Source organism: Haliscomenobacter sp. (assembly GCF_040403615.1).
Classification (GTDB): Bacteria; Bacteroidota; Bacteroidia; order Chitinophagales; family Saprospiraceae; genus Haliscomenobacter.
The window spans coordinates 29,691-45,823 of sequence record NZ_JBBAKG010000033.1 but is presented as its reverse complement, the minus strand read 5'-3'; the positions used below and the strand labels follow the sequence as shown (position 1 = coordinate 45,823).

The 16,133-nt window shown below is 47.7% G+C and carries 12 protein-coding genes; 5 read left to right on the top strand and 7 right to left on the bottom strand.

Annotated elements, in window-relative coordinates; translation table 11 throughout:
* Positions 1 to 6: 6 nt before the first annotated feature.
* The 3 genes from ABW391_RS12630 to ABW391_RS12620 all read right to left on the bottom strand — a co-directional run bounded on the left by ABW391_RS12630 (position 7) and on the right by ABW391_RS12620 (position 3,388).
* Positions 7 to 2,448: a penicillin acylase family protein gene (locus tag ABW391_RS12630; protein WP_353482236.1), complete on the bottom strand. Its 2,442-nt coding sequence runs from the start codon at positions 2,446 to 2,448 to the stop codon at positions 7 to 9.
* A 212-nt stretch (positions 2,449 to 2,660) separates the two neighbouring features.
* Positions 2,661 to 2,951: a hypothetical protein gene (locus tag ABW391_RS12625; RefSeq protein WP_353482235.1), complete on the bottom strand. Its 291-nt coding sequence runs from the start codon at positions 2,949 to 2,951 to the stop codon at positions 2,661 to 2,663.
* Between the two features lie 8 nt (positions 2,952 to 2,959).
* Positions 2,960 to 3,388, bottom strand: coding sequence for a DUF1573 domain-containing protein (locus ABW391_RS12620; protein WP_353482234.1), 429 nt, complete (start codon positions 3,386 to 3,388; stop codon positions 2,960 to 2,962).
* 284 nt (positions 3,389 to 3,672) lie between these two features.
* Between ABW391_RS12620 and ABW391_RS12615 the strand changes: the two genes are divergently transcribed.
* Complete coding sequence (locus tag ABW391_RS12615) at positions 3,673 to 6,060, top strand: alpha-ketoacid dehydrogenase subunit alpha/beta (RefSeq protein ID WP_353482233.1); 2,388 nt, start codon at positions 3,673 to 3,675, stop codon at positions 6,058 to 6,060.
* Between the two features lie 442 nt (positions 6,061 to 6,502).
* Here the strand turns inward: ABW391_RS12615 and ABW391_RS12610 are convergent, their stop codons facing one another.
* Complete coding sequence (locus ABW391_RS12610; protein ID WP_353482232.1) at positions 6,503 to 7,822, bottom strand: serine hydrolase domain-containing protein; 1,320 nt, start codon at positions 7,820 to 7,822, stop codon at positions 6,503 to 6,505.
* Between the two features lie 87 nt (positions 7,823 to 7,909).
* Entirely contained in the window at positions 7,910 to 8,599 is a 690-nt protein-coding gene (locus ABW391_RS12605; RefSeq protein ID WP_353482231.1) for a hypothetical protein, read from the bottom strand.
* Positions 8,600 to 8,976: 377 nt separating this feature from the next.
* Between ABW391_RS12605 and ABW391_RS12600 the strand changes: the two genes are divergently transcribed.
* The 3 genes from ABW391_RS12600 to ABW391_RS12590 all read left to right on the top strand — a co-directional run bounded on the left by ABW391_RS12600 (position 8,977) and on the right by ABW391_RS12590 (position 13,007).
* Positions 8,977 to 10,833, top strand: a complete 1,857-nt coding sequence (locus ABW391_RS12600) for a M1 family metallopeptidase (RefSeq protein ID WP_353482230.1) — start codon at positions 8,977 to 8,979, stop codon at positions 10,831 to 10,833.
* A gap of 125 nt (positions 10,834 to 10,958) precedes the next feature.
* Positions 10,959 to 12,158: a glycosyltransferase family 4 protein gene (locus tag ABW391_RS12595; RefSeq protein ID WP_353482229.1), complete on the top strand. Its 1,200-nt coding sequence runs from the start codon at positions 10,959 to 10,961 to the stop codon at positions 12,156 to 12,158.
* A 6-nt stretch (positions 12,159 to 12,164) separates the two neighbouring features.
* Positions 12,165 to 13,007, top strand: coding sequence for a lysophospholipid acyltransferase family protein (locus tag ABW391_RS12590; protein ID WP_353482228.1), 843 nt, complete (start codon positions 12,165 to 12,167; stop codon positions 13,005 to 13,007).
* A 30-nt stretch (positions 13,008 to 13,037) separates the two neighbouring features.
* Here ABW391_RS12590 and ABW391_RS12585 read toward each other — a convergent pair whose 3' ends face one another.
* Together ABW391_RS12585 and ABW391_RS12580 are read right to left on the bottom strand one after the other, a co-directional pair.
* Complete coding sequence (locus tag ABW391_RS12585) at positions 13,038 to 13,277, bottom strand: hypothetical protein (RefSeq protein ID WP_353482227.1); 240 nt, start codon at positions 13,275 to 13,277, stop codon at positions 13,038 to 13,040.
* A 261-nt stretch (positions 13,278 to 13,538) separates the two neighbouring features.
* Positions 13,539 to 14,408, bottom strand: coding sequence for a sugar phosphate isomerase/epimerase family protein (locus ABW391_RS12580; protein WP_353482226.1), 870 nt, complete (start codon positions 14,406 to 14,408; stop codon positions 13,539 to 13,541).
* A 205-nt stretch (positions 14,409 to 14,613) separates the two neighbouring features.
* Here ABW391_RS12580 and ABW391_RS12575 point away from each other — a divergent pair, with 205 nt between their 5' ends.
* Entirely contained in the window at positions 14,614 to 16,098 is a 1,485-nt protein-coding gene (locus ABW391_RS12575) for an amidase (RefSeq protein WP_353482225.1), read from the top strand.
* Positions 16,099 to 16,133: the final 35 nt, after the last annotated feature.

Genomic DNA, 16,133 nt, shown 5'->3' with positions numbered 1-16,133 from the left:
TTTGAATTATTTACTTATGGAGCCAAATGACCATTCACTTACGGTTGATTTTCGTTTGTCTTCCGCATTGCGCATAAAGAACAGCTCATTGTACTCGCCTTTGGCCCACTGATCCACCATGTGGTCATAAAATGGGCTGCCTGGATTCCCGGATGTACCCCCCGGATAAACACCCCAGGCTTTGACGCCGTCTTTGGCCATTTCAACCACCATGCGCCAGGAAGGGCCGTGGTTGTTGCGGGTTGCATTGGGTGCCTGCGCATACCCACTGATGGGCAAGTTGCTGCGCGAAAACGCCGGAATGCGCGCCAAGTGATTGACCGAGGCGTTGTTGACTTCGCGCCAGGCTTTAGCGGGTGCTTTTTTGAATTGGGCACAAGCTTTGCGGAAAGTCATCAGCAAAACCTCGGCAGCATTTTCTATTTTTTTGGTTTTTTGCCAGTCAAATACCTCGTGTTCTGGCGTTTTTTCCAGCAACTCTAAAAAGCGCCAGCTTTCTACATTCATCACTTCAACGGAATCGCGCCATTGGATGAGTTCATCAAAAGTGTAGATGTAAGTACTGTCAAACCAGGTTTGGAAAACCACTGGCTCGGTTTTTTGATAATTGTAATTGCCATCCCACTTGCTGAGTTTTTGGTACACCGCCTTTTCCTCTGCATTGAGTTGATCAAGCGGCAAGAGCTTTAAAAACAAAGGCAATGCTTCTTCAGCCTGCAAACTGTGTGGGTTGTTTTGCAATCCCATCAAGTCTTTGACCGTGATTTTCTCCATGGCCGCCAGGCTGCGGTTGATGAATCGACCCCGATAATCATCAAAGCCACCATTATAGTAGTACGGATAAGTTTGGTCTGCCGAGTTTTGGTTGGCCGAAGCAACAAAGCCCCGCTGCGGATTGCGCACCTGCGGAATTTGATCGCGGGGGATAAAACCCTGCCAGGCATTGCTAGACAGTGATCCGTCCTGTACAAAACGTCCTTGTTCTTTTTGCTTGATGGGAAATTTGCCATTGACTTTCAATGCAATGTCGCCATCGCGGGCGGCAAAAACGAAGTTTTGTGCAGGTGCATCGTAACCGGTTAAGGCCTCCGCATATTCATTGTAGTTTTTGGCCTTCATCAGGCGAATGAAGGTACTGGCTTCATAAAACGAGCGCTTGTCTGGTCGATCTGAAGCCAGCCAATGCATAGCCAACCCATAATAAGCCGAGGAAGTGGAGTCTTCAAAAACCAATGGGCCCCAATTTGTGTATTTGACCTGAATTTTGAGTGGCTCCTTTTTACCCAAAACCTTGATCACTTCTTCGCGGGTTTCTACCTCGCGGGTTCCGCCGTCAAAATGGTAGCTTTGGCGCTTGTTGTCTACCCATTTGATGGCGTACCAATCCAGTACATCCTGTCCAACATTGGTTTGCCCCCAGGCAATGTTTTCATTGAAACCTATGATTACCCCAGGCAAACCGGGCAAAGACACGCCATAACTGTTGAATTCGGGGCTTTGCATCTGGATCTCAAACCAGATGGAGGGCAAGGTAAGTCCCAGGTGGGGGTCGTTGCACAAAATTGGATTGCCGTTCAGGGTCTTTTGCCCACTTACTGCCCAGTTGTTGCTGCCGATTCCTTCATAAGGTTGCGGAAGGTTTTTTTCGGGAAAAAGGCCACTCAATAAACTTTCGGGCAGTTTGATTTGTGGTTTTACTGGTGCGAAATTCCACTTTACCTCACTGGGAATGATTGGCGATTGTTTGGGGTTGTATTCCGGGAATAAATCTTGAAACCGTTCTTCACCCAGGATTTTGAGGGTGTTGGTTGCGGCCAGGTCTTCGTTGCGGGCACACAGATCTTCTTGCATCGCTTTGAAAAACAGCACAGAACGCAGCATTGTCCAAGGCTCAGGTTTGAATCCCAGGAGTTTGTATTCCAGGGGGTATTGTGCTGGTTTCAATTGACTGATGTAGGCATTTACTCCAGCCACATAGGCATTGAGGATGGCCAGGTCTTCCGCCGATTTTTCCCAGACTTTGAGGGCCTCCTCCGCTGCTTTTACAATGCCTTTGCGGCGTTGCAACAGGTCTGACTCCAGGGCGCGTTCGCCTACTACCTCGGCCAGACGGCCTCCCACCTTGCGGGTCGACATGTCCATCTGCCACAAGCGGTTATAAGCTGTGATGTAGCCTTGGGCAAAAAAAGCATCGGCGTTGTTTTGGGCAAAAATGTGCGGCACTCGCCGCTCGTCAAATTTCACCGTTACCGTAGATTTCAAACCCGGTAGAGACAGTTTCAAATCTGGAAATGCACCTTTCTTTTCCGCATTTGCCCAAAATCCGCTAACTGGATTGAGCAAGGGCCCCATGGCGGGCAGTGGCGAACCAAATGGGTTGTGGGTATTCAGCACCCAGAGTAAACTTACACCCAAAAGTGCAAGCAGTATAAATTTCAGAAAACGCATGGTTTTATTGGTTTCTGTTGAACAGATATAATCCAGCACCAACTTGGTACAGATAAGCCTTTGGCCGATCATACCACAAGATAAGCAACTATGAGGGATGGTAATAAAAATGAAGCTATTTATCTAAATGCGATGGGATGTTTTACGAAATTTACTTTCGCAGAACAAAATTTTGATAAAATATTTGATTGCGTGAAAAAAGTATTGTAGCTTTACAGCATCTTAAAGTAGTTTTTGTGTTTATTTGTTTGGGTTAGAGGCCCTTGCTGGAGTGGTTCAGCAAGGGTTTTTCTTTTTGCTTCGCGATCCGGTCGCTGAGCGTAGCCGAAGCGCCTGAAGCGCCCGGATTGCGAAGCGAAAAAGAAAAACCCGAAGCGACCGGGCGCTTCGGCTACGCTCAGCGACCCGGTCTCCGAAGCAAAAAAAGCCTTCCACTTCGAAAAGTGAAAGGCTTTTGGCAAATATTCTTCCGCAGAAGAATATTTTGTCTTGGTTTGACGCAAAAAAATACTTAGTTATTGAACACGCCACCAGTCTTGGTAGGAACGCCTTGCTGCTCTTCAGCTTTCAGGACTTCACCCTTGATGGTCAACAAGTGGGTATTTTCTTTTTCGTTGGTAGTAACGGTTACGTTTTTGGTGAAAGGACCAACACGCTTTGTGTCGTAACGCACCTTGATTTCGCCACTTTCGCCAGCTTTGATTGGCTTCTCAGTGTAAGTAGGAACAGTACAACCACAGCTTCCACGAGCAGAAGTGATGATCAACTCAGCATCGCCAATGTTTTTGAATTTGAAAACGCGGTAAGGTTCTGCACCTTCTTTGATTTTTCCATAATCAATGGTTTCGGCTTCGAATACCATCTTTGGTGTTTTATCTTGCGCTTGAACAGCGAAAACGGCACCCATCAGCAGTACGGCTACAAAGAACATTTTCTTCATCACTAATGATTTTGGTTTTTGAATCTTCACAAATTTAGTCCGATTTATGAAAGGAAAACGCAACGACTCCTGTTAAATTTCAAATGAAATGTTAACGATCGTTTAGTGATGAATGATGAGTGATGAGTTATAAATTACAGCGCTGGCTTAATTCATAACTCCTAACTCCTAACTCATCATTCTTTTTCCTATCTTTGCCCGGAAATTAGCCAATAGCTAACCAGCATAAAACCATAGCCAACTAGTACATGGTGGGTGAACTAAAGAAAAAAAAAGCGACTCATATGGTTGCAGGTGTACAATTTAATCGAGACGAAGTTCTCGAGGATTTTCGCATCTGCTGTGTAAGCCGCGAAGTCAGCCTGATGGCGCGCAAGGAAGTGTTAACCGGAAAGGCAAAATTTGCCGTTACGGGAGATGGAAAAGAGGTGCCTCAAGTTGCCATGGCCAAGGCCTTTTTGAAGGGCGATTACCGTGCAGGATATTACCGGGATCAAACCTGGATGTTTGCCTTGGGTATCGTCACTTTGGAAGACTACTTTGCGCAATTGTACGCCGATACCGAAAACGATCCTTACTCGGGGGGGCGGCAAATGAACAACCACTTTGCCACACCCATCGTGCATCCGCACACTGGTGAATGGACCAATCAACTGGAGCAATACAACGTTTCTGCCGATGTATCCTGTACGGCAGGCCAAATGGCTCGGGCGTTGGGCTTTGCTTTTGCTTCCAAAAAATACCGCGAAAGCGAAACCCTGGCCAATGGGACAGCTTTTTCTGTAAACGGCAATGAAGTCTGCTTTTCTACCATTGGCGATGCCAGTACTTCAGAGGGGATTTTTTGGGAAGTGATCAATGCTGCCGGGGTTTTGCAGGTGCCACTGGTGATCTCTGTTTGGGACGATGGCTACGGCATCTCGGTTCCATTGGAATACCAAACTACCAAAAGCAGCATCTCCGCCGTATTGTCAGGTTTTGAGCCCGATGAAAATGGCGCGGGTGTACGCATCTACACCGAAAAAGCCTGGCGCTATCCGGAATTAGTGGCTTTGTACCAACAAGTCATCGAAGACGCGCGCGTCAACCACCAACCTGCCCTCATCCACATTCAGGAGGTGACCCAACCGCAGGGGCATTCCACCTCTGGCTCTCACGAACGCTACAAATCCAGAGAACGCTTGCAATGGGAGCGTGATTACGATTGCATCCTCCAAATGGAGCAATGGATGATTGCCGAAGGCTACGCCAGTCCCGGAGAAATTCGCCAAATTCGCGATAAAGCCCGCAAAACGGTCAAAGATGCCCGCGATCGCGCCTGGAAAGCTTACGCTACGCCAACGGCCCAAACCCGCAAACAGTTGGAAGGGATTTACCAACAACTGCTAAGCCAGCACCCCCAAGTTGGCCCACTGGTAGAAGAAGAAAAAGGTATGATCACCCCTGTGATCAGTGAGTTGTTGCAAAATGCGCGGCGCATCTTGTACAGCACCCTGGGAGAAGATTCTTTGGCCCGCCAGACCCTGGCCAAATGGGTAAAAGACATTGAAGCACAAGCGCAACAGCGTTACCATACCCACTTGTACAGCGAAACGCCCTATTCGGCGCTGAAAGTACCCGTGGTTGCTCCTGTTTACAGTGAGGACTCCCCACTCAAAAACGGCTTCGAAATCCTCAATGCTAATTTTGACGCCCTATTGCAAAATGACCCCCGGGTATTTGGTTTTGGCGAAGATGTAGGCAAAATCGGAGACGTCAATCAGGGTTTTGCTGGCTTGCAAGCCAAGCACGGCGAGAAGCGCGTGTTTGATACGGGCATCCGCGAATGGTCGATCATGGGACAAGCCATCGGCATGTCGATGCGCGGCCTGAAGCCCATTGCAGAAATTCAATACATCGATTATCTCTTATACGGCCTGGAGCCTCTTTCAGACGATGTGGCTTGCCTGCGCTACCGCACCAACGGCATTCAAACTGCGCCGATCATTGTCCGTACTCGGGGTCACCGCCTGGAAGGCATCTGGCATGCCGGATCGCCCATGGGCATGATGATCAACTCCTTGCGGGGCATGTACATCCTGACTCCCCGCAACATGACCCAGGCTGCTGGCATGTACAACACCATGCTGCAATCCGACGATCCCGCCATCATCGTGGAATGCCTCAATGGCTACCGCCTCAAAGAAATGCTGCCCGACAACCTCGGTACCTTCACCGTTCCCATCGGTATCCCGGAAGTGCTGCACGAAGGCACCGACCTTACCATCGTAACCTACGGCTCTTGCGTACGGGTGGCCCAGGAAGGCATGAAAATGCTGGAGAAAATTGGCATCTCGGTTGAACTGATCGATGTGCAAACCCTTTTGCCTTTTGATGTGCAACACAGCATTGTCCATTCGCTACAAAAGACCAATCGCGTCATCTTCATGGACGAAGACGTACCTGGTGGCGCATCGGCTTTCATGCTCCGCGAAGTGCTGGAAGTACAAAGCGGTTACCAGTACCTCGATTCTGCTCCGCTGACCATCACCGCCAAAGCACACCGGCCTCCGTATGGCTCGGATGGCGATTACTTCACCAAACCGAATCCGGAAGATGTTTTTGAGGCGGTTTATAAAATGATGAGTGAAGCGGAACCGAAGCGGTTTCCTTCAATGTCCAATAGCCAATAATCAATGTCCAATGTCCAAAGGAGCGTTGCTGGCAAGATTGTGCTGGTGATTACCAACCCCCAAGCCCCTTTAAGGCAGGGGCCGATTGGTTCTGCCTTCAACCCCGAAGGGGTGACAGGATTATAGCAGAATAACCGTGTTTATTTCAGTAAGAGAAACCCTGAAGGGGTGGCATTATGAAATAAAACGGCGAGGGTACGGTCAAATAATGTCACCCCTTCGGGGTTCAAATACATCTTCATGCCATTTTTTTCTATAATCCTGTCACCCCTTCGGGGTTAAAAACTGTGATCAATTTAGCACCAATCGACCCTTCCTGAAGGATTCCAGATCTCTATTGATCATCCGCACAATCCCAATCTCAAAACACAAACACAGCACTACCCCATTTGGACATTGGACATTGGATATTGATTATTGGCTATTGGACATTGAACGAGACTTACTTTTCAATCGCCGAATAAACCAATCTCGTCAATATTCCTTCACTTCCTCCATCCGGTGCGGCCTGGGTTTGTTTCATCAACAAAAAGATCAGGCGTTCTTTGGGATCGGCCCAGTAGTTGGTGTTGAAGTAGCCGCCCCAGCTGAAGCGCCCGGCGCTGCCGTTGCCTTTGTCCTGGCCTTGTTTGGTCACAACGCTGAAGGCCAGACTGAATTGGGAGTCGCCCTTTTCACCACCCCACAAATCGCCGATTTGGTTGGAGACGGTAAGCAGGTATACCGTGTAAGGTGACAAAAAGCGTTTGCCATTGTACACCCCGCCATTGAGCAACATTTGCAGGAATGCCGCATAATCTTTGGCGGTGCTGGACAAGCCTGCACCACCCGAATACCAGGTTTTGGCGCCGCTAATGGGGTAGTTCGGATCGTAAAAAGTGACTGGAAAACGCTCCCATTTTTTTGTGTCCGTGCTGGGGCGCTGTACCGGTACCAGGCGCTCTTTTTTTGCATCCGGCAAATAAAAGTAGGTATCGTTCATGCCCATAGGATCAAGCAGATGGCTGCGGAGGTATTGGTCGAATGACTGGCCAGACCAGATTTCAATCAGGTAGCCCAACACATCCAAGCCTAAGGCATACGAAAATTTTTCACCCGGTGTGAACAGCAGCGGCTGTTTGGCCAGTTTCTTGATGTTGTCGGCAACGGTCACGGCTTTGGTGGTGTAGAGGTCCACGATGCCAGCTTTGGCATTGATGGCCTTGAAGCGCTCGTCGCCAATGACGCCGTAGCTGAGGCCTGAAGTATGGTTCATCAACTGGCGCACGGTAATTTCGCTTTTGGCTGGAACGGCGGTGAAAGTGGTATCTGCCGCATTGAAAGTACTGATGACCTGCGGGTTTTTGAATTCAGGAATCCACTTGGAGATGGGTTCATCCAGTGAAAACTTGCCTTCTTCGTACAACATCATCGCCGCAGTAACGGTGATGGCTTTTGACATCGAAGCGATGCGGAAAATGTCGTCCACTTTGAAGGCACGCCCGGTTTGGGCATCGGCAGTGCCGTAGGCTTTTTGGTAAACAATTTGTCCGTCGCGCACCACCAGGGCTACCATGCCCGGCAATTGGTCGGAAGCTACCAGGTTTTGCATGGCCTTGTCGATGCGACTGAGCTTGACGCCAGACATGCCCACGCTCTCTGGACTTTTGGCTACACTGAGCTGTTGCGGTCCTTTGAGGAGAAGTGTGGTGGTTTGGGAAAAAACGGGAAAACTGAGACACAGGCTCAGGCAGAAAAAGAATGCTGATGTAAGGTTTTTCATCTGTTTTAGCTTTGAGTATTAAATTTCACACAAATTAACACAGATAGAGAAGTTGTGTGCAACTTAAAACCAAAAACTTAAAACCCCTTATTGTTTGTCCAATCGAAAACCAATGCGCAACCCAGCATAAACCTGGGTAAGGGTGGATTCGTTGGAAACCATTAAATCGCCAACGCTGGGATCTAGTTGCAGCGATTCTTCGAGGCCAAACCAGCGGGCTTTGGGGTAATACCGGACGCCGCCAAAGGGCGTTATGGTGATCTTTTCAGATAGCCCCATGTCCAAACCCATGCCAATTCCAATGCTCGGTGCGTTGCTGCGGCTGCGGGCACCTGCTCCGTTTAACAGGTTGATTTTGCCCTGGAAGACGGACCAACCCGGAGAAACCTGCAAATACAAACCTTTGTTGAGCAGACTACCTGATTTGGAAAAAGTGGGGCATTTGCAGTCGCCTTTCAAATCAAGAAAATACAGGTTTAAATTCAGAAAAATACTGCCCATTTCATTTTCCAAAGTGCCCAGATCCACCACTTTGGAAATGTACCTTGTATAATTTAGCTCAGGAACCAGATCTAGGCGCACTCCTTTGAGGGGAAGCCAAACGTCAAGGCCAACTGCAAAGTTGTTGCCCGGCAGTACCGTGACGTTGTTATTGGAAGTATTGGTGTAATTCCAACCTGGAGCATTGTTGAAGCGGAAACTGGAATTGATCCCGAATTGAGCGTGGGCAACGAATGTGGATAGGCTGCATACCAGCAGAAGACCGATTTTTGACATGGCTTTACCAGAGATTTTTATGATAAACGCAGGAATGCGGGGTTTAAGTTTTCTATGGAGCGGGATTGCAACTTTTATTTTTCTTTCATTAAAAATTAAAAAAAGTAAAAAGTATTTGCAGAATTGCTGGCTTATACTACTTTTGCAGTCCGGTGAGCGCACTTGAGCTGCTCCTTCTAATCCCCCAGGGTGGAAACGCAGCAAGGGTACGAAGTTGAGCGTTCGTTGTGTTGCTCACCTTATTTTTTTCAAGACATTTGCCATTGGCCTACTTAAAGGCGTTTTCCGCCGATTATTTCTCTTCTTCTAATCTTGCTTCTGGTATTCCTGGTTATTTTCGCTTTCCAATATTTCTTTCTTAACCGAAACCTGCATAAATGAGGGAGTGGAACCGCTTTGCGTTGATCGCGAGCATTGCAATGTTGCCCGGTTTGGGCTGGAGCCAAGCCGATCGCTGGCAGCAAAAAGTAGAATACCAAATGAACATCGACTTTGACGTCGATAAAGACCAGTTCGCTGGAACCCAGCAGTTGGTGTATTTCAACAACTCGCCGGATACGCTTACCCGCGTATTTTATCACTTGTATTTCAATGCTTTTCAGCCAGGAAGCGCAATGGATGTGCGCTCTCAAACGCTTTTGGATTCAGATCCACGGGTGGGTAGCCGCATTGGCAACCTGAAACCCAACGAAATCGGCTACCTGAAGGTGAACAAACTCACGATGGACGGCAAAGAGCTGAAATACCTGGTAGAAGGCACCATCCTGGAAGTTGCGCTCGATAAGCCCATTTTACCCAAAAGTAAAGTGACGTTTGAGATGAATTTTGATGGGCAGGTTCCCGTCCAAATTCGCCGCTCAGGCCGCGACAATGCAGAGGGCGTAGACTACTCCATGGCGCAATGGTATCCCAAAATGTGCGAATACGATTACCAGGGCTGGCATGCCAACCCTTACATCGCCCGCGAATTTTATGGGATTTGGGGCGATTTTGACGTAAAAATCACGATCGACAAGCAGTACGTATTGGGTGGATCGGGGTATTTGCAAAACCCGGAAGAAATTGGCCATGGGTACTTGCCAGAAGGGCAAAGCCCCAAGCCAGCAAAAGGTAACAAGCTCACCTGGCACTTCAAAGCACCCAATGTGCACGATTTCATGTGGGCTGCCGATCCGAATTATACCCATACCAGCCTCAAGCGCCCCGATGGCCTTACACTGAACTTTTTTTACCTCAAAAATGAGCGTACCCAGGATGTATGGGCTGCCCTTCCCAATATCATGGACAAGGCTTTTAGTTACATCAATCGCCGCTATGGGCAATATCCTTATCAGCAATATTCCTTTGTACAAGGAGGAGATGGCGGGATGGAATACCCGATGGCCACGCTGATTACGGGCAACCGCTCGCTTCCAAGTTTGGTGGGCGTATCGGTACACGAGTTGATGCACAGTTGGTACCAAATGATCCTGGGCTCCAATGAAAGTCTGTACCCTTGGATGGACGAAGGATTTACGGACTATGCCACCCAAGACATTTCAAATTTTTTGGCGGGCGAAAACCTGATCCCGAACCGGAATAAGGTAGAAAATCCCTTCATTTCTACCTATGCAGGCTACTTCCGCTTGGTTTCCTCTGGCGATGAAGAACCCATGAGTACCCACGCCGATCATTACTCCACCAATTACGCTTACGGCAGTGCCGCCTACGGCAAGGGAGCTATTTTTATGAACCAGATGGAGTATGTGATTGGTAAACCTGCCCTGGATAAGGCACTATTGTTGTATTTCAACACCTGGAAATTCAAGCACCCCAACCCCAACGATGTAATTCGGATCATGGAAAAAGTGTCGGGATTGGAACTGGACTGGTACAAGGAATACTGGGTCAATACAACCCATTACATCGATTACGGGGTGGATGCGATTGACTCGGATGGCAAGGAAACCAAAATTACCCTGAAGCGGTTGGGCAAAATGCCCATGCCGGTGGATGTAGTAATCACTTACAAAAGCGGCAAAAAAGAACTGATCAACATACCATTGGACATCATGCGCGGAGCAAAACCGGCAGAAAATCAAACTATTCCCTATCGAGTGGTGGCAGATTGGCCCTGGGTAAATCCTAGCTACGAACTGCGCTTGCCCGTAGAAGCAACCGAGATCGAAAGCGTGGTAATCGATCCTTCTGCGCGGATGGCAGATGTGAATCGGAACAACAACAGTAGGAAATAATCCTTTTTTTGTTCACGCGGATTTGACACAGATGTAGGCGCAGATTTATCACAGATTTTTCTGCGTTAAATCTGCGCCTACATCTGTGTCAAATCTGCGTGAAACCATAATCGAATAGTAACAAGATGCGGATTCTTCAATTGTGCAAAAAATTCCCCTTCCCACTCAAAGAAGGAGAAGCGATTGCCGTGTATTACCTCAGCCGAGGGCTAGTGGAGCAAGGCTGTACGGTGGATCTGCTCACGATGAATACCAGCAAACATTATTACACCGATGCCGAATGGCCTGCCGAATTTTCGCATTACACCGAAATCAATGCAGTAGCGGTTGAAAACCACCTTTCGGCATGGGGGGCATTTTCTAACCTGTTTTCCCGGAAGTCGTACCATGTCTCAAGGTTCATCACTCCGGAGTTTGAAGCAGCTTTGGCAGCAGCTTTGGAGCGCCATGCCTACGATGCCATCTTGCTGGAAACCCTTTATGTAGCGCCTTACATTCCTTTTATTCGCAGCAAAAGCAAAGCTGTGGTGGTGATGCGCAGCCACAACGTGGAGTTTTCGATTTGGGAACGGGTCATTGCCAATACCCGTGCTGGCTTGAAACGCAGCTACCTGGCCTACCTAACCCATAAATTGCGTCGGTTTGAGATTGCTCAACTGCAGCAATACGATTTGTTGGCCACCGTTTCAGTCCACGACTTAGAGGTATTTCAGCAACTGGGTTACAAGGGCTACCAACTGGTTGCGCCAATTGGATTGGATGTAGACGCCTATCCAATGCAAGAACATAGGGAAAGCCAGCCTTTGAGTCTGGGATTCATTGGATCTTTGGACTGGATACCCAATCAAGAAGGATTGTTTTGGTTTTTGGAAAAAGTTTGGCCCTTGTTGCACCGCAAGTACCCGCAGCTGCACTTTGAAATTGCAGGGCGAAAAGCACCAGCGCATTTTCTGAAACACAAAATCCCTGGAGTGCGGTTTTTGGGCGAAGTACCCGATGCCAATACCTTTGTAGCTCAACATCCAATATCTTTGGTTCCACTGCGTTCGGGGAGTGGGTTGAAAGTAAAAATCCTGGAGGCCATGGCTATGGAGCGGGTTGTATTGGCTACCTCGATAGCCATGGAAGGAATCCTGGCAAAAGACGGGCAGCAGGCATTGTTTGCGAATACCCCAGAAGAATTTGTCCGACAATTTACACTTTTGCAAGAAAATCCGCAACTTGTGCCGAAATTGGCAAAAGCCGCCCGAAACTTAGTGAAAAGTGAATTTGATTACCGGGATGTGGCAAAAAAACTGATTGCTGGCATTGAAAGGCTGGAATAGAAGACAATGGAGAACAACCAAACTATTAGCAACGAAGGACGTTGGGCAGAATTTACTTATGCCGATGCAAATGACCCCTGGTGGAAAAAACTTGTGATTGAGGGGATTGAGTATGCCACTGGTCGCGCCAGAATTGAGCGCCTTTACAATAAAATTCGCGATCTCGATGTGCCTGCTACTTCGCTTTGGAGCCTCGGTTTGGAACAACTGAAGGTAACCCTGGATTATGATCCAAGACAATTGGCCAAAGTGCCTACTGAAGGCCCCGTGGTATACATCTCCAACCACCCTTTTGGATTGGTTGACGGCCTGATTTTGGCGGCTTTGGTGGCCGAAGTGCGCAAAGAATTTGTGTTTTTGGTCAACGAAGTACTGACCCGCGATGAACGCTTGAAGCCTTATCTTTTACCCATCGATTTCAGGGAAACCAAAGAAGCTTTGCGTACCAACATAGACTCCCGCGACAAAGCCATTCAGCGCCTGAAAAATGGAGAGGCATTGGCGATTTTCCCTTCCGGAGCTGTAGCAACTTCGCGCACCTGGTTTGGGCCTGCCGAAGAAATGGAATGGAAGAATTTTGTCATGAAGCTTGTTCAACAATCTCGGGCTACCGTGATTCCATTGTACATTGAAGGACAAAATAGTCGACTCTTTCAAATGGTGAGTCAATTCAGCATGCCCCTACGTTTGGGAATGTTGCTGTATGAAGCCATCAATAAAATGAAACGCACGGTGCGCATCAACATCGGAGATCCTGTTCCCTATGAGCAACTGGAACAGGCATGTAGCAAACGCACTGAAATGTTGGGGCATTTGAGAGGGGTAGTGGAAGGGTTGAAAAGCAAATAAATTCAGCTTTTCAACCCTTTTACAACGGTTTCATGGTTCGGTTTCAACTGTCTCCAATTCTCCCTCGTACTTTTTGATCAATACGGCTTGTTGTTGAGCAATTTTGTTGAGCAGTTTAAGATCCTGCTCAATTTCTTTTGCTTTTGCTTCGCGATTTTGGAAAAAAGGAAGCTGCTTTCGAAGGCGGTTGATTTCCAGGATTTGGCGAATGGCCTGATTAAGAACCACGCGTGCCCGGAGCAAACGCCGTTTGAGTTTGTTTGTGACCATAATTGAGATACGGTGCAGTGTTCGGTTAAGGTTATTACAATTCAAGCAGAGCAAAGTTATGATTATAACGTTGTGTTGTTCGTAAAAGATCGACGTTAACAAAAAAAAATATCTTTTTTTTAAAATTTCCTATAATATACTTTGGAGTATTGAATGAGGAGGTTCTTAAAATTTTGTTAAAGTTGCATTTGGGACTTGACAAAAAAAAACGGGGGAAAAGCAATACTAGCCTTTCCCCTGTTGTGTTATGAGTATTTTTGTCTATTTGAACTTGAGTTTCTTCAAGCCCTGATAGGCTTTTTCGATGCCTTGCATAGGCGTAGTTACGTAATGCTCTAGCTCAACCACATAGTATTTTACCCCAGCAGCCGGCGTGTATTTGAAAATTTCCTGGAAATTGATGCTGCCGTCACCTACTTCCACCGTTTCGCGTTTTTCAGTTTTGGCCATGTCTTTCACGTGTACAAGGTGAACGCGGCCTTTGTTCTTTTTCAACAACTCAATGGTGTTCGCTTTGCCTAACTCTGTCCAATACAGGTCCATTTCCAAAATCACCAGATTTGGATCAGTATCTTGCAGGATCATGTCATAGATGAGGCGGTTGCCTTCTTTTTCGAATTCAAAAGCGTGGTTGTGGTAACCAAATTTCACGCCTGCTTTTTTACACAATTCACCCGCAACATTCAGTCCTTCAATGTATTGCTTCAAATTGTCCCCTTTGCGATCTTCGTCAATCATGTAGGGTGCAATGACGTATTTGTGGCCAATTTCTGCGGCATCATTGATGGCCATTTTGTAGGCATCATTGATGGTGCGCGTTTTGGGATCGTAGTTGGCACTGCCGTAACCAAAGTGGCCACTGGGCATGGAAAGACCGGCATCTGACAGGATCATTTTGAATTCTTTAGGCGACTTGCCGTAGAATTTGCCCTGATTGTAGCCTGCGCCTTCTACCAGTTTGTACCCCATTTTCCCTACTGCATTCAAGGTACCAACGAGGTCTTTTTGCATGTCGTCACGTACGCTGTAGAGTTGTACGCTAATTGGGCGTTTGTCGGCCAGCAAAAATTCTGGAAGCAAAGCAGCCATACTGCCGCTCAATGCCAATTGGTTGAATGTCCGTCTATTCATTGTCGTTGTGATTGAACGTTTTTTGTTTGAAAGTTAAATGGCAGGTAAGATAGTGTATTTCCTACACCTAGCTGAATAACGAAGAATAAAAAAGGGGAAATTGCTTCAATAGCCAATTTTTTTTTAGATTTGAATGTGATGTAAAAATTAAAACTGGGAAATGCCCGGTATTGATTGGTTTTAATAAAGTAAACTTTTTTAATCTATGTTGAGTTACGAAGAATACCGGCAACACGATGCCATGGGGTTGGCAGCGCTCGTTCTAAAAAAAGAAGTTAGTGCCAGCGAACTTTTAGATGCCGCCATACAGCGGGCAGAGGCAGTCAATGCTAAAGTCAATGCCATTATCCATCCTTTGTATGAATTGGCAAAAGCAACCATCAATGATGGCAACCTGGCTGGCCCTTTTGCCGGAGTGCCTTTTTTGGTCAAAGACCTGGGGCTGGAGATCAAAAATACGCCGATTCGAACCGGTTGTAAGGCATATACCGGCTATGTGTCAAGCGTGGACAGCTATGCCATTCAAAAGATCAAATCGGCAGGATTGGTGATTATGGGCAAAACCAATACCCCGGAATTTGGCCTTACCCCATATACCGAGCCGGAATTGTTTGGGCCTAGCCGCAACCCCTGGAATTTGGCACATTCCTCTGGAGGCAGCAGTGGTGGTTCCGCAAGCGCTGTTGCTGCAGGTATAGTGCCACTTGCTACCGCTAGCGATGGCGGCGGCTCTATCCGTATTCCTGCATCTTGCTGCGGATTGTTTGGGTTGAAACCAACCCGTGGTCGAATTTCCCTTGGCCCAAATTTCGGGGAAATGTGGAGTGGCGGGGTCGTAGAAGGATGTGTAAGTAGATCGGTACGCGACACCGCTGCTTATTTGGATGCCATGCAGGGCTGTATGCCCGGAGATCCGAATCAGGTATCCGTACCTAATGGAGCATACCTCGCTGAGTTGGGGCGAAACCCCGGCCAATTGCGGATTGGCTTCAGTATTGAGCATACCTTGGGCCTGCCTGTAGATCAAGTATGCAAGGACGCTGTTGCGAAAATGGTCAAACAATTGACCGATTTGGGGCATACTGTAGTAGAAGTGACTTTGCCTTATTTGAAAGAAGATTTATTGGAGCGATTTCTGGTGGTGATTGCTGGCGAAACCAATGCTGAACTCCATCAGTTGGGCAAATACCTTAAACGGAAGGCTACTGCTGCCGATGTTGAAACCAATACTTATGCCCTGGCGCTATTGGGGAGTACTTTTAAGGCGGGAGATTTTGCGCGGGCCAAAAAAGAATGGAACGAAATTGCTCAACGGGCAGCGCACTTTCACCAGCAATACGATTTGCTGCTGACGCCCACTTTGGCCTCCAAACCCATCAAAATTGGTGCTTTACAAAATTCCGCGGCAGAGCAAGCTTTACTGAAATTCATCAATGCTTTTAATTTGGGTGCATTGGTCAAGGCCAGCATTGGTCAATTGGCGGATAAAGCTTTTGGATACATTCCCTGGACACCTTTTGCCAATATGACTGGGCAGCCTTCGATGAATATTCCAACGTTGTGGACGGATGAAAACTTGCCGATTGGCACGATGTTCACCGCCACCCAAGGACGAGAAGATTTGTTGCTGCGTTTGGCTGCTCAGTTGGAGGAGGCGATGCCCTGGGGCGGGAGGATGGCGGAGCTGTGAGCTGCTGGGAGTTGAGATACTGAGCAGGATGGTGA

What these genes read in the sequence shown, in the direction of transcription:
- ABW391_RS12595 (WP_353482229.1), top strand. Translation starts at nt 10,959, where the DNA reads ATGCGGATTCTTCAATTGTGCAAAAAATTCCCCTTCCCACTCAAAGAA.
- ABW391_RS12580 (WP_353482226.1), bottom strand. Translation starts at nt 14,408, where the DNA reads ATGAATAGACGGACATTCAACCAATTGGCATTGAGCGGCAGTATGGCT.
- ABW391_RS12610 (WP_353482232.1), bottom strand. Translation starts at nt 7,822, where the DNA reads ATGAAAAACCTTACATCAGCATTCTTTTTCTGCCTGAGCCTGTGTCTC.
- ABW391_RS12585 (WP_353482227.1), bottom strand. Translation starts at nt 13,277, where the DNA reads ATGGTCACAAACAAACTCAAACGGCGTTTGCTCCGGGCACGCGTGGTT.
- ABW391_RS12615 (WP_353482233.1), top strand. Translation starts at nt 3,673, where the DNA reads ATGGTTGCAGGTGTACAATTTAATCGAGACGAAGTTCTCGAGGATTTT.
- ABW391_RS12575 (WP_353482225.1), top strand. Translation starts at nt 14,614, where the DNA reads ATGTTGAGTTACGAAGAATACCGGCAACACGATGCCATGGGGTTGGCA.
- ABW391_RS12620 (WP_353482234.1), bottom strand. Translation starts at nt 3,388, where the DNA reads ATGAAGAAAATGTTCTTTGTAGCCGTACTGCTGATGGGTGCCGTTTTC.
- ABW391_RS12590 (WP_353482228.1), top strand. Translation starts at nt 12,165, where the DNA reads ATGGAGAACAACCAAACTATTAGCAACGAAGGACGTTGGGCAGAATTT.
- ABW391_RS12630 (WP_353482236.1), bottom strand. Translation starts at nt 2,448, where the DNA reads ATGCGTTTTCTGAAATTTATACTGCTTGCACTTTTGGGTGTAAGTTTA.
- ABW391_RS12600 (WP_353482230.1), top strand. Translation starts at nt 8,977, where the DNA reads ATGAGGGAGTGGAACCGCTTTGCGTTGATCGCGAGCATTGCAATGTTG.
- ABW391_RS12605 (WP_353482231.1), bottom strand. Translation starts at nt 8,599, where the DNA reads ATGTCAAAAATCGGTCTTCTGCTGGTATGCAGCCTATCCACATTCGTT.